This is a genomic window from Streptomyces sp. NPDC058534, from assembly GCF_042717365.1.
Lineage (GTDB): Bacteria > Actinomycetota > Actinomycetes > Streptomycetales > Streptomycetaceae > Streptomyces.
Genome location: NZ_JBHXNW010000028.1, coordinates 15,037 through 28,043, shown reverse-complemented (window position 1 = coordinate 28,043; position 13,007 = coordinate 15,037). Strand labels below are relative to the sequence as shown.

General features: G+C 72.9%; 12 protein-coding genes and 1 pseudogene. 3 read left to right on the top strand and 10 right to left on the bottom strand.

Going from position 1 to position 13,007, the window contains the following annotated elements; translation table 11 throughout:
- Positions 1–127: 127 nt before the first annotated feature.
- Positions 128–282, top strand: a pseudogene (locus ACFWR9_RS18795) (ATP-binding cassette domain-containing protein); the annotation flags it as partial.
- A 141-nt stretch (positions 283–423) separates the two neighbouring features.
- Here the strand turns inward: ACFWR9_RS18795 and ACFWR9_RS18790 are convergent.
- Both ACFWR9_RS18790 and ACFWR9_RS18785 read right to left on the bottom strand, forming a co-directional pair.
- Positions 424–1,329, bottom strand: coding sequence for an alpha/beta fold hydrolase (locus ACFWR9_RS18790; RefSeq protein WP_383843136.1), 906 nt, complete (start codon positions 1,327–1,329; stop codon positions 424–426).
- Between the two features lie 512 nt (positions 1,330–1,841).
- Positions 1,842–2,534 carry a metal-dependent transcriptional regulator gene (locus tag ACFWR9_RS18785; RefSeq protein ID WP_376357137.1) on the bottom strand — a complete coding sequence of 231 codons (693 nt, stop codon included), beginning with the start codon at positions 2,532–2,534 and terminating at the stop codon, positions 1,842–1,844.
- Between the two features lie 200 nt (positions 2,535–2,734).
- Between ACFWR9_RS18785 and ACFWR9_RS18780 the strand changes: the two genes are divergently transcribed.
- A complete protein-coding gene (locus ACFWR9_RS18780; protein WP_383843133.1) occupies positions 2,735–3,490 on the top strand; it encodes an SIS domain-containing protein in 756 nt (251 codons plus the stop codon).
- A 22-nt stretch (positions 3,491–3,512) separates the two neighbouring features.
- On the opposite strand, the gene ACFWR9_RS18775 is transcribed toward ACFWR9_RS18780, so the two are convergent.
- From ACFWR9_RS18775 to ACFWR9_RS18765, 3 genes are all read right to left on the bottom strand, one after another.
- The gene (locus ACFWR9_RS18775) at positions 3,513–4,913 is read right to left on the bottom strand and encodes a PAS domain-containing protein (protein ID WP_383843130.1); all 1,401 of its coding nucleotides are present in this window, start codon (positions 4,911–4,913) and stop codon (positions 3,513–3,515) included.
- A gap of 145 nt (positions 4,914–5,058) precedes the next feature.
- The gene (locus ACFWR9_RS18770) at positions 5,059–5,925 is read right to left on the bottom strand and encodes a GNAT family N-acetyltransferase (protein ID WP_383843128.1); all 867 of its coding nucleotides are present in this window, start codon (positions 5,923–5,925) and stop codon (positions 5,059–5,061) included.
- Between the two features lie 332 nt (positions 5,926–6,257).
- Positions 6,258–7,358, bottom strand: a complete 1,101-nt coding sequence (locus ACFWR9_RS18765; protein ID WP_383843125.1) for a citrate synthase 2 — start codon at positions 7,356–7,358, stop codon at positions 6,258–6,260.
- Positions 7,359–7,598: 240 nt separating this feature from the next.
- On the opposite strand from ACFWR9_RS18765, the gene pdxH reads away from it, so the two are divergent.
- Positions 7,599–8,276: a pyridoxamine 5'-phosphate oxidase gene (gene pdxH / locus ACFWR9_RS18760; protein WP_383843122.1), complete on the top strand. Its 678-nt coding sequence runs from the start codon at positions 7,599–7,601 to the stop codon at positions 8,274–8,276.
- 18 nt (positions 8,277–8,294) lie between these two features.
- Here pdxH and ACFWR9_RS18755 read toward each other — a convergent pair whose 3' ends face one another.
- Genes ACFWR9_RS18755 through ACFWR9_RS18735 form a run of 5 tightly spaced genes read right to left on the bottom strand, consistent with a single transcriptional unit; the run spans position 8,295 to position 12,954 of the window.
- On the bottom strand, positions 8,295–8,855 hold the full coding sequence (locus ACFWR9_RS18755) for a hypothetical protein (RefSeq protein WP_383843119.1): 561 nt from the start codon (positions 8,853–8,855) through the stop codon (positions 8,295–8,297).
- A 1-nt stretch (position 8,856) separates the two neighbouring features.
- Positions 8,857–9,483, bottom strand: a complete 627-nt coding sequence (locus tag ACFWR9_RS18750; protein ID WP_383843116.1) for a TetR/AcrR family transcriptional regulator — start codon at positions 9,481–9,483, stop codon at positions 8,857–8,859.
- Positions 9,471–10,214 carry an enoyl-CoA hydratase family protein gene (locus tag ACFWR9_RS18745; RefSeq protein WP_383843113.1) on the bottom strand — a complete coding sequence of 248 codons (744 nt, stop codon included), beginning with the start codon at positions 10,212–10,214 and terminating at the stop codon, positions 9,471–9,473. Before ACFWR9_RS18745 ends, ACFWR9_RS18750 begins: the two co-directional genes overlap by 13 nt.
- Positions 10,211–11,779: a 4-coumarate--CoA ligase family protein gene (locus ACFWR9_RS18740; protein WP_383843110.1), complete on the bottom strand. Its 1,569-nt coding sequence runs from the start codon at positions 11,777–11,779 to the stop codon at positions 10,211–10,213. The genes ACFWR9_RS18745 and ACFWR9_RS18740 overlap by 4 nt, the downstream gene beginning before the upstream one ends.
- A gap of 35 nt (positions 11,780–11,814) precedes the next feature.
- A complete protein-coding gene (locus tag ACFWR9_RS18735; RefSeq protein ID WP_383843107.1) occupies positions 11,815–12,954 on the bottom strand; it encodes an acyl-CoA dehydrogenase family protein in 1,140 nt (379 codons plus the stop codon).
- Positions 12,955–13,007: the final 53 nt, after the last annotated feature.

Here is a 13,007-nt window from a genome sequence, read left to right as displayed (position 1 = left end):
TTCGTCTGCCGGGTTGATGTTCTCTGGCGACTGCCGGTAGTACGTGGTTGATCACGCCCACGCGGCGGAGCCGCATATCGACGCAGCCCCGCGCCCCCTTCGGGGGCGTTCTTCCCCCGTAGGGTTCATGGTGACGGAGGGAGTCGTGGTGAGTGACAGTGCTGTGCGGGTGCGGGGGCTCTGGAAGCGGTTCGGGCAGCAGGTTGCCGTGGGCCGAACGGTGCGGGGAAGACCACCACTCTCTCCATGGTGACCGGGCTGCTGCGGCCCGATCACGGTACAAGAACGTCGCCCCCGGTCAGGTCGGGCCGGCCTGGATCTCGATCTTCGGCGGCATGGTGGGCGCGGCCCTGCTGTGCGCGCCCGTGATCGCGCTGCAGGGCGGATGGGCGGCCCCGGCGGATGGGCGGCCCCGGCGGGTGGTCAGGCGTCCCTGAGGGTGTCCAGGAACGGCTCGATGGCCGCCCGCCACGCCTCCGGCTGGTCGTAGTGGACGAGGTGGCCGGCGTCGGCGACCTCCGCGTACTGGCCGCCGGGCAGCACGCGGACCATCTCCTGGGCCTCGGCGCGGCCCAGCTCGCCGTCGAGGCCGCGCACCACCAGGGTCGGGCAGCGCACCTGCGCCAGCTCCTCCCAGTGGGCGTCGTAGACCCAGGTCTCGCGGGTCCTGAGCATCTGCTGCGGTTCGAAGACGGGGCGCCAGCCGTCCGGGGACTCGGCCATCACCTCGGCGTAGAACTCGCCGCGGGCCTGGTTGGGCCGCTCCACCCACGGGTCGTCCTCGCCGAACCACTTGCGGACGTCGGCGAGCGTGGCGAAGGGGACCGGCCAGGCGCGGAACCACTCGGTCCAGGTGTGCTGCGAGGACGCGCCGAGAGCGGAGGCCCGCATGTCGCAGATGATCAGACCGCGGACCAGGTCGGGGCGTTTCGCGGCGAGCTGCCAGGCGGTCAGCGCGCCCATGGCGTGGCCGATCAGGACGGCCGGGCCGAGGCCGAGCTGCTCCAGGGCGGCCTCGACGTCCTCGACGTAGGCCTCCCGGGTGTAGGAGCCCTGCGGGGGCTTGTCGCTGCGGCCGTGTCCGCGCTGGTCGAGGGCGACGGCCCGGTGGCGGGCGGAGAGCCAGCGGGCCGTGGGTGCCCAGTGCGAGGCGCGGCCCATCAGGCCGTGCAGTAAGAGCACGCCGGGCTGGTCGCCTGTGCCGTGCGTCCGGGAGGTGCTCACCGGGGCCGCCCCGTGGGGCGTCCGGTCGGTCTTGGGAGGGTCGCCGAACTCCCAGGCCGCGAGGCGTACGCCGCCCGCGCCGGTCACGTCGATGCGCCGCGCCATTGGTCCTGGCACCCCCAAGCTCCGCTCGGAACCGTGTCCTGCCTGCCGTGCCTTGCCGTCTTACCTGCCGTGCCTGTCGTACCCGTCGTACCTGTCCGCAGGGTATCGAATGTCTATTCGAAAGAGCCCTCTCGCTGAGCAACACCCCTCATTCGAGTGACACCTCTCGGGGATTGACCGCCGCTGCTCAGGGGAGATCTTCAACGGGAGGCGGGCCGCTCGGGGAAAACGGTCCGTGGGGATTGACCCTGAGAGCTCGGGGCTCCGGGTCAGCACAGGGGAGGACAGGCCCCGGCGCCACCAGGCGCCGGGGCCCTCTCCGTCTCTCAGGCACGTCCCCGCCCCCTCCCCGACCGGGCGACATCGCTGTCACGCGCGGCCAAGAGCCCCCTACGTCATATGCCTCACGGCACAGCCTTGCACGCGAAGCGTCCGGGCGCTGCGATTCGGCGCACTGGAACCCGAAACGACGGGATCCGCGCGCCCGCGCACCTCCCCGCGCCCCGGCGGGCTCAGCGCTTGGCGACGAACACGTGGGAGGCGGTGTCCGCCTCCAGCTCGGCGGCCTCGCCACCACTGCCCACCAGCACGCCACCCGCCGACTCGGTCACGCTCACCACCGAACCGGGCTGCACACCCGCCCGGCGCAGCGTGTACATCAGCTGCGCGTCCGTCTGGATCGGCTCACCGATCCGGCGCACGACGACCGTCTTGCCCTCCATCCCGGGGTCGAGGTCGGCGAGCGACACCATGCCCTCGTCCAGGAACGGGTCGGCGCCGTCCGCCTCGCCCAGCTCCTCCAGGCCCGGGATCGGGTTCCCGTACGGCGACTCGGTCGGGTGGCGCAGCAGCTCCAGCACGCGCCGCTCGACGGCCTCGCTCATCACGTGCTCCCAGCGACACGCCTCGGCGTGCACCTGCTCCCACTCCAGGCCGATCACGTCGACGAGCAGGCACTCCGCGAGCCGGTGCTTGCGCATCACGCGCGTCGCCAGCCGCCGCCCCTCGTCGGTCAGCTCCAGATGGCGGTCGGCCGCCACGGACACCAGACCGTCGCGCTCCATCCGCGCCACCGTCTGACTGACCGTCGGACCGCTCTGATCGAGCCGCTCGGCGATCCGGGCGCGCATCGGGACCACACCTTCCTCCTCCAGCTCCAGGATGGTGCGGAGGTACATCTCCGTGGTGTCGATCAGTCCGGACATACGTGCCCCTTGATGAGATTGCCGGAGGCCGCGGCCACCGGCGCGTGCGCTGGCCCTGGATTCAATTCTGACGCATACCACTGACAACCGTGCCTCGCGGTGCGAAGCCGGGCCCGCGCGGCCCCGCCACGCCGTATTGACACCGCACTGGTCCAGACCGCACCGTGATCCGCGACACAGGCACACCGAAGGGGTCCCGCATGAGCGACCGCAAGCCGGCCGGGCAGTTCCTCGACGCGGCGATCGACCTCCTGCGGCGCGTCCGCGACGAGGAGGCGGACAGCGTCGAGGCGGCCGGCACGCTCCTCGCCGACACCGTCCAGCACGGCGGCCGGCTCTTCGCCTTCGGCGCCGGCCACTCCTCCCTCGCCGCCCAGGACGTCGTGTACCGCGCCGGCGGACTCGCCCTGATGAACCTGCTCACCGTGCCCGGCGTCGTCGGCATCGACGTGATGCCGGCCACGCTCGGCTCCGCCCTGGAACGGATCGAGGGCCTCGCGAGCGCCGTACTGGACTCCTCGCCGCTCCGCGCGGGCGACACCCTGGTGATCATCTCCCTCTCCGGGCGCAACGCCCTGCCCGTGGAGATGGCCATGCACGCCCGCGGACTCGGCCTCCGGGTCATCGGAGTGACCTCGGTGGCGTACGCGTCCGAGACGACGTCGCGGCACGCCTCCGGCACCTTCCTCAAGGACCACTGCGACATCGTGCTCGACTCCAAGATCGCCGTCGGGGACGCGGAGCTCACCCTCGACACCGTCCCGGCGCCCTTCGCACCCGCCTCCACGGTCGTCACCAGCGCCCTCATGCAGGCCATGATGGCCACGGCGGCCGGCGCCCTCGCCGACCGCGGCATCGAACCCCCGCTGCTGCGCTCCGGCAACGTGGACGGCGGCCACGACTGGAACAGGCGCGTCCTCGACCAGTACCGGGACCGGATCTTCTACCGGCGCTGAATCGGCCCGCGCGGGCACCCCGCTACCGCTTCTCCACCGCGCCGGCCAGATCCAGCGCGGACGCGATCCGGACGGCCACGTCCTCCGCGTACATCGCGTCGGACCGCTCGAACGCGCTCCGTCCCGCGCCCCGCAGGAAGGTCACCACGCCCAGCGTCCGGCCCCGGCTGCGCAGCACCGCGCACAGGCCGTGCACCGTGTCCGCCGGCCACTGCCGGGCCACGGCCCAGTCCCGCACCTTCTCGGGCGGCACCGCCCGCGCACCGGCGCTGGCCCGCACCGAGCCCGCCCGCTCCACACAGCTCACGGCCGGATGCCCCTCGCCGTAGCGCACCGGCATCCCGGCCGTCCCCGACGGCACGCTCGGCCCCGGCGCACCGGACGGCGTGGCCGCCACCCGCACCAGCCGGACCGGCACCGCCGCGTCGGTGTCCACGGCCCCGCCCGCCAGCCGGTCGATCAGCGCGTGGTCGGCGAAACCGGCGAGCGCGAAGTCCAGGTGGACGACGGCCGCCTCCGCCGGGTCCTCGCACTCGGCCGCCGCCCGCGCCGCCCGGTGCAGCTGATTGGCCCGGAACCGCAGCAGCGCCGCCTCCTGCTCGGCCTGCTTGGCCTCGGTGACGTCCTGGAACAGCCAGCCCACACCCAGCGGCACCGGCTCCTCCGCGAGCGGCGACGCCAGCCGCACGAACCCGCTGCGCCAGCACCGGCGGCGCTCCCCCTCCGGCGTACGCAGCCCCACCCACACCTCGGCGGGTCCGGGCGGCGCGCCCTCGGCCAGGACGTGCGTCAGCGCGTTCTCCAGATCCTCCACGCCCTGGGCGAGGAGATCGCCGAGCGGCCGCCCCAGCACCGATGTGCGCCCGGCGCCCAGCGCGCGTGCCGCGTGCGCGTTGACCACGGCCGGGCGCAGGTCCGCGTCCACCAGGACGACACCCCAGCTCGCGTCCTCCAGCAGCGCCTCGCTCAGCGCGATGGACCGCTCCAGGTCGATCTGCGCGTGCACCTCGCTGAACGCGCAGTACACCCCCGCGGGCTTCCCGTCGGCGCCGCGCACCGCCGCGGACTGGGTGCGCACCAGCACCCGCCCGCCGTCCTTGGTCAGCAGCGCGAACTCGTGCACCTGCCGCCCCGGCGCCCGCATCGCGGACAGCAGCCGGTCCTCCACCTCACCGGCGTCCGCGCTGCGCACGGCCCACCCGGCGAATCCCTGCCGCCCCACGGCCTCGGCCGCGCTCCAGCCCAGGATCCGCTCCGCCTCGCGGTTCCAATGGGTGACCACGCCGTCCGCGTCGAAGGCGCACAGGGCCGCGTCCATCCCGTCGAGGAGCGCGGCCAACAGGTCCGCGCCGTCCCGTTCGGGCTGCTCCGGCTCGTCCGGCCCCAGCTCGTCGGTGGTCCCACTACGCCGGGAAGCACTCACCTGGACCCCCTGCAGGCTGCGTCCGCCGTACGGTACGTCGGTTCGCTCACTGGCCTTCATTCAACTCGAACGTGATGCAGCACACACCGAGTTCCCGCAAGATTCCAGAAATCGTTGTACTGCGGAAACTCGGCATACGCCCCCGTCATGACGGGTCGGCGGCGAGTCTCAGATCGACCCACTCGTCCCGCTCGCCGTCGAGCACATACCGCTCCCGTTCCACGAACCCACGCCCCTCGGCGAACCGCAACCCGTCGGCGTTCGCCGCCAGCACCACGGTCTCCACCGCCCGCGCGCCGAGCCCCCGCGCGTGCGCGAGACCCGCCTCGTAGAGCGCCGTACCGATCCCGCGCCCCCGGAACGCGGGCAGCACCCGCGCGATCACGGTGGCCACCCGCCCCTCGCCCCCGGGCGGACGCACCGTGGAGCAGCCGACGAGCGTGTCCCCGAGGTAGGCGTTCTCCAGCCGGTACCGCCGGCCGCGCTCCCGCGCCTCGTCCGGGGTCATCGCGGCGGGAGGCACGATCTCGTTGTGGACGTACCGCCACTCCTGGACCATCGCGTCACCGTCGACGGCCGCGATCCGCAGCCCGGCGTCCGGCGCGACCGGCGCGCGCCGCGCGTCCACCTCGATCTCGATCTTCATCCGCTCGTCCGCGAGCCCGCACACCATCATCGTCGCGGCCGGCCGCACCTCCCCGAACGCCTGCCGCAGCACGGGCCAGCACGGCTCGAAGTCCTCCCGCGCGGGCAGCAGGTACCGCACCCGCACCACGTCCGCGAACGTGCACCCCGCCTCGGCCAGCGCGGCCCCGACGTTCCGCAGACACTGCCCCGCCTGCTCCACCACGTCCTCGGAGATGGTCATCGCCGCGTAGTCGAACCCGGTCGTCCCGGACACGTGCACCCGGTCCCCGTCGACGACGGCCCGCGCGTACCCGATCCGCTCCTCGAACACCGACCCGCTGCCTATCGCCCGCCGCACCGACGGCTCCCCCTGTCGCTTCGTCATGGGCGGAACGGTAGGTGACCAGCGAAGACGCGTCCATGGGTGATCGACAAGGAATCGACTCGAAAAACCGATTGATCGAGGCGCGACTCGTTCCTAGTGTGGGCCCCACACCGAAAGGAGGTGATCCGGCGAATGTATGACATCCGGACGCGTGAGGTGGCTGCGGGCTAGCGGCCCGTCACCACATCCTGTGCGGTGCCGGACCAGCGTGTGCGAGATACACGCGGCCGGCCAAACCATCGCAGTCACCCGACCCGCGAGTCGCCGGTACGTCCGGCCGGCTCCTCCGCTGGAGGAACCTGACTCGCGGGTCGTCTGCGTTCTGGGGGCGGTCAGGTCGTGAGGGTGTCGGAGCCGTCGATGTCGTGGGGGTCGCGGGGGCCCGGCCCGACGTAGCGGGCGGAGGGGCGGACCAGGCGGCCGGTGCGCTTCTGTTCGAGGATGTGGGCGGACCAGCCGGCCGTGCGGGCGCAGGTGAACATCGAGGTGAACATGTGGGCCGGGACCTCGGCGAAGTCCAGCATGATCGCGGCCCAGAACTCGACGTTGGTGGCCAGGACGCGGTCGGGGCGGCGGGCGTGGAGTTCGGCGAGGGCGGCCTTCTCCAGGGCCTCGGCGACCTCGAAGCGCGGGGCGCCCAGTTCGCGGGCGGTGCGGCGCAGGACGCGGGCGCGGGGGTCCTCGGCGCGGTAGACGCGGTGGCCGAAGCCCATGAGGCGTTCGCCCGCGTCGAGTGTCTTCCTGACGTACGCCTCGGCGTCGCCGGTGCGCTCGATCTCCTCGATCATGCCGAGGACGCGGGAGGGGGCGCCGCCGTGCAGCGGTCCCGACATGGCTCCCACGGCGCCGGAGAGGGCGGCGGCCACGTCGGCGCCGGTGGAGGCGATGACGCGGGCGGTGAAGGTGGAGGCGTTCATGCCGTGCTCGGCGGCGGAGGTCCAGTAGGCGTCGACCGCGGCGACGTGCTTGGGGTCGGGCTCGCCGCGCCAGCGGATCATGAAGCGTTCGACGACGGACTGGGCCTTGTCGATCTCGCGCTGCGGGACCATGGGCAGGCCCTGGCCGCGGGCCGACTGGGCGACGTAGGAGAGGGCCATGACGGCCGCGCGGGCGAGGTCGGCGCGGGCCTGCTCGGCGTCGATGTCCAGGAGGGGTTTGAGGCCCCAGACCGGCGCGAGCATGGCGAGCGCGGACTGGACGTCCACGCGGATGTCGCCGGAGTGGACCGGGATGGGGAAGGGTTCGGCGGGCGGCAGGCCGGGGTTGAAGGCGCCGTCGACGAGCAGGCCCCAGACGTTCCCGTAGGACACGTGTCCGACCAGGTCCTCGATGTCGACGCCGCGGTAGCGGAGGGCGCCCCCCTCCTTGTCGGGTTCGGCGATCTCCGTCTCGAACGCGACGACTCCCTCTAGCCCGGGTACGAAGTCGGACATCAGGCGGCTCCTCGTGACGTAGATGTGTGGTGACCGACCCGTCGGCTTCATCGGGTCCACCGGATCCACGGTCGTCTGGACGACTCGCGGTCCTCGTTCTGCGGTCACCCCTGTGATGCCCCGTACGGCCGCTCGTCCAACCGCGCCGGGACCAGCACGATATCTCCGGGTGCCACCCTTGGGGAGGGGTTGCGGCACTCAGTGCCACTCAGTGACGAAGGACACCGGCGATACGGCAGGATGGCCGGTGTGACCGACCGCGATGCCGTCCCCTTCGATCTCGCCTCGATGCGCAAGCAGTACCGGGCCGAGGGGCTTGCCGAGTCCGAGCTGGCCGCCGGGCCGGTCGAGCAGTTCGCGCGCTGGTTCAAGCAGGCCGCCATGGAGGGCGGGCTGTTCGAGCCGAACGCGATGGTCGTCTCCACCGCCGACGCCGAGGGGCGGCCCAGTTCCCGCACGGTGCTGCTGAAGCACTTCGACGAGCAGGGCTTCGTCTTCTACACCAACTACGACTCCCGCAAGGGCCGCGAGCTGGGCTCGAACCCGTACGTCTCGCTGCTGTTCCCCTGGCATCCGATGGCCCGGCAGGTGATCGTGACGGGGGTCGCGCGGCGTACCGGGCGGGACGAGACCGCCGCGTACTTCCGGACCCGGCCGCACGGCTCCCAGCTGGGGGCCTGGGCCAGCGCGCAGTCGTCGGTGGTGGCGGGCCGGGACGACCTGGACGCCGCGTACGCCGGGCTGGCGGAGCGCTACCCGCGGGGCGAGCAGGTGCCGGTGCCGCCGCACTGGGGCGGCTTCCGGGTGGCGCCGCGGGAGGTCGAGTTCTGGCAGGGGCGGGAGAACCGGCTGCACGACCGGCTGCGGTACGTGGCCGAGGCGGACGGGGGCTGGCGGGTGGAGCGGCTCAGTCCGTGAACCGGCCGACAGGGGCCTTTAAAACTTGCCCCAGACGTACGCCGTGCCGTGGCCGTCCAGGAGGGCGGCCACGCGGGCGCGGAAGGCGTCGGTGAGGTCGGGCCAGTTCCAGAACTCGAAGCCGAGGTGGCCGAGGGCGAGCGGTGCCTCGTCCCAGGCCCAGTGCTGGACGGCGGCGGTCGTGGCGCAGGCCGGGCAGTGCACCGCCGCCGCGCCCGTCTCGTGCCAGGTCCGCATGGCGGTGTCGAAGCGCTGCCACGCCGGGCCGTCGTCCAGCGCGGTGGGTGTCCCGCAGTGCGGGCACAGGGCCGCGCCGGGCAGGTCGGCACCGCTGGTGAAGCCGGTGCGCCGGGTGTGGACGGCGAGTCCGTCCGAGGGCGCGAAGTCCCAGTCGTCGGTCACCGCGCGCTCCCAGTGCGGGCCGGGCGGGTGGCCGAGCGGCTGCCCCGGGACGCACGGGGTGCGCTCGGCGAGGACGACGCCCTCCTCGACGAGCAGGTCCAGCACGCGCCGGGCGAGCGGTTCGGCGTCGCTCGCGTCGGCGTCGAGGTCGACGACGACCTGGAACCGGTCCCCCATGTCAGTCCAGCTCCCCGGCCAGCAGCCGGGCCCACTGGTCGACCACCCGTTCCCGCCGGGCACCGTCGTCGGTGAGGAGGGTGGCGAGGCCCAGGCCGCGGGCCATGTCGAGGAGGCCCTGGACGGTTTCCCGGGCGCCGGGGCGCCGCTCGTCGGCGCCGAGGAGGTCGACGGCTGTGCGGTGGCTCTCGCGGCCGACGCGGGCCTCCAGCTCGGTGACCCGGCCGCGCAGCTGCTCCTCGTTGGAGGCGGCCACCCACAGGTGGAGGGCGGCCCGGAAGAGCGGGCCGGTGTAGAGGTCGACCAGCGCGGCGACCACGGCCCGGCGGTCACCGGCCGCCGCGCCTTCGGGGAACAGGGCGCGCAGCGCGAGGGAGCGCTCCTCGGCGACGTATTCCACGGCCGCCGTGAAGAGGTCCTCGCGGGTCGGGAAGTGGTGCTGGGCGGCGCCGCGGGAGACACCGGCGTGTTCGGCGACGACGGAGACGGTGGAGCCCGCCCAGCCGCGTTCGGCGAGGCAGGCCACGGCGGCTTCCAGGAGCCGCTGCCGGGTGGCCCGGCTGCGGTCCTGCTTGGGCACGCGCTCCGCGCGGTCGGCCGTGTTCGCGGCGCCGCTCACACCACCCATTCCGGATCCCGTCGTTCGAGGAAGGCCGTCATCCCCTCGCGGGCCTGCGGGGAGGCGAACAGCCGGGCCGAGAGCGCGGTCAGGTCGGCCGCGTCCCGGTCGAAGGCCTCCAGCACCCTAGCCGTGAGCAGCCGTTTCGTCTCGGCCAGGCCCTGTGGTGAGGCACGGCGCACACCGTCGAGGACGGGCGCGAGTACGGCGTCCACGTCGTCGCCCGCCGCCGTGACCAGGCCGGTGCGGGCGGCCTCGGCGGCGTCGAAGCGCTCGCCGGTGAGGTAGTAGCGGGCGAGGGCGCGGGGGTCGGTGCGCGGCAGCAGGGTGAGGGAGATGACGGCGGGCGCCACGCCGATGCGGACCTCGGTGAAGGCGAACGTGGCCTGGTGGGACGCCGCCGAGATGTCGCAGGCGGCGAGGAGGCCGAGGCCGCCCGCACGGACGTGCCCGGTGACGCGGGCGACGACCGGTTTGGGCAGCTCGGCGATCTGCCGGAAGAGCCCGACCAGCGTGTCCGGGTCGGGCGGGTCGGGCGGGTCGCGCAGGTCGGCCCCGGCACTGAAGGTGTTGCCGGTGTGGGTGAGGACGACGGCACGTACGTCGGTGTCCTTGCCGGCCTCGGTGAGGGCGTCGGCCAGGCCGCCGACGAGGGCGGCGGACAGGGCGTTGCGGTTGTGCGGGGAGTCGAGGGTGAGGGTCTCGACGCCGCGTTCGCGGGTGCGGCCGATCAGGGTCACTCGGTGCCTCGCAGTTCCCGGCGCAGGATCTTGCCGCTGGCGGCCCTGGGCACGGCGTCGATGAAGGTGACCCGGCGGACGCGCTTGTAGGGGGCGACGCGTTCGGCGACGTACATCATGATCTCGCCCTCCGAGAGGCCGGGTGCGGTGGGCCCGCGCACCACGAAGGCGTGCGGTACCTCGTTGCCGTCGTCGTTGTACGCGCCGACGACGGCGGTGTCGGCGACGCCGGGGTGGGTGAGCAGGAGGGCCTCCAGTTCGGCGGGGGCGACCTGGAAGCCCTTGTACTTGATCAGTTCCTTGACCCGGTCGACGACGAAGAGCCAGCCGTCGGAGTCGGCGTGTCCGACGTCGCCGGTGTGCAGCCAGCCGTCCTCGTCGATCATGGCGGCGGTGGCGTCGGGGCGGCCCAGGTAGCCCTTCATGATCTGCGGGCCGCGGATGAGGATCTCGCCGGACTCGCCGACGCCGAGGTCCTTGCCGGGGTCGGTGAGGGAGACGATGCGCATCTCGGTCCCGGCGATCAGTTTGCCGACGCTGCCGGGCGGTGCGTCGGCCATGGCGTCCAGGGGAACGACGTGGGTGCCCGGGGACAGTTCGGTCATGCCGTACGCCTGGCCGACGGGCGGCAGGCCGAGCCGCCGGGAGCAGGCGGCGGCGAGCTGGGCGTCCAGGGGGGCGGCGGCGCTGACGATGTACTTGAGGGACGAGAGGTCGTAGTCGGCGACCAGGGGGTGTTTGGCGAGGGCCAGGACGATCGGCGGGGCGACGTACAGGCCGGTGATGCGGTGGTTCTGGATGGCCGCGAGGAACTGTTCCAGGTCGAAGCGGGGCAGCACGACGACGGTGGCGCCGAGCCGCAGCGGGGCGTTCATCAGGGCGGTGAGGCCGTAGATGTGGAAGAAGGGCAGCACGGCGAGGACGCGGTCGCCGGGGGCGGCCGGCATCAGCGGTTCCAGCTGGGCCAGGTTGGTGGCGATCTGGCGGTGCGTGAGCATCACGCCCTTGGGGGTGCCGGTGGTGCCGGAGGAGTACGGCAGCGCGGCGACGTCCTCGGCGGGGTCGATCGCGATCTTGGGTTCGGGGGCGGCCGAGGCCAGCATGTCGATCAGGGAGCGGTGGCCGGGCGCGCTGTCGCACACCAGGATCTCCTGGACGCCGCCCGCGAGTTCGGCGGCCCGGCGGGCGGTGTCGAGGAGCGGTGAGACGGTGACGATCCAGCGGGCCCGTGAGTCGCCGAGCTGCTTGGCGAACTCCTCCGCCGTGGCCAGCGGGTGCACCGTCGTCACGGAGGCGCCCGCGCGGGTGGCGGCGTAGAAGGCGAGCGGGAAGGCGACGGTGTTGGGGCTGTGCAGGGCGAGGACGTCGCCCTTGCGCACGCCGGCCTCCGCGAGGGCGGCGGCGACGCGCCGGTGGAACCGGTCCACCTGCTCGTACGTGAGGGTGGTGCCGTCGGTGCCGTCGATCAGCGCCGGTGCGCTCCCGAAGGTTGCCGCCCGGCCGAGCACGGCCTCGTGGATGGGCAGGTCGACGGGTGGGACGTCGGCGTACTGGCTGCGGAACACGGTTCCTCCAGGGGCTAGTACGACTTGGGCGCGCCCTAGTACGACTTGGGCAGGCCCAGGGTCTGGTGGGAGACGTAGTTGAGAATCATCTCCCTGCTCACCGGTGCGATACGGGCGACCCGCGCCGCCGTTATCAGCGAGGCGAGCCCGAACTCTCGCGTGAGGCCGTTGCCGCCGAGGGTGTGGACGGCCTGGTCGACGGCCTTCACGCAGGCCTCCCCGGCCGCGTACTTGGCCATGTTGGCGGCCTCGCCCGCGCCCATGTCGTCACCGGCGTCGTAGAGGTGCGCGGCCTTCTGCATCATCAGGCGGGACAGTTCGAGGTCGATGTGCGCCTGGGCGAGGGGGTGGGCGATGGCCTGGTGGGCGCCGATGGGCGTCTTCCAGACGGTGCGTTCGCGGGCGTATTCGAGGGCGCGGGTCAGCGCGTAGCGGCCGATGCCGATACCGAAGGCCGCCGTCATGATGCGCTCGGGGTTGAGGCCGGCGAAGAGCTGGAGGAGGCCCGCGTCCTCGTCGCCGACGAGCGCGTCGGCGGGCAGGCGTACGTCGTCGAGGGTCAGCTCGAACTGCTTCTCGGTGGCGTGCAGTTCCATGTCGAGCTGCCGGCGCTCGAAGCCGGGGGTGTCGCGCGGGACGATGAACAGGCAGGGCTTGAGCTTGCCGGTGCGGGCGTCTTCCGTGCGGCCGACGATCAGGGTGGCGTCGGCGATGTCGACGCCGCTGATGAAGACCTTGCGGCCGGTGAGGATCCAGTCCCCGGTGTCGCCGTCGCGGCGGGCGGTGGTGGTGATGCGGTGGCTGTTGGAGCCGGCGTCGGGTTCGGTGATGCCGAAGGCCATGAGGCGGGTGCCGTCGGCGATGCCGGGGAGCCAGGTCTGTTTCTGTTGGTCCGTGCCGAAGCGGGCGATGATGTTGCCGCAGATGGCCGGGGAGACGACCAGCATCAGGAGCGGGCAGCCGGCGGCGCCCAGCTCTTCGAGGACGATGGAGAGTTCGGTGATGCCGGCGCCGCCGCCTCCGTATTCCTCGGGGAGGTTGACGCCGAGGTAGCCGAGTTTGCCGGCCTCCGCCCAGAGGGCGTCTCGGTTGTGGGTGCGGCCGTGGCGGGTGCCGAGGGTGGCTACGGCGGCTCGGAGTGACTTGTGCTCGTCGGATTCGAGGAGGGTGGTCATCGCTGTGCTCCTTCGGGTGCGGGCTTCGTCGTGGCTGGTCGCGCTCACGCGGC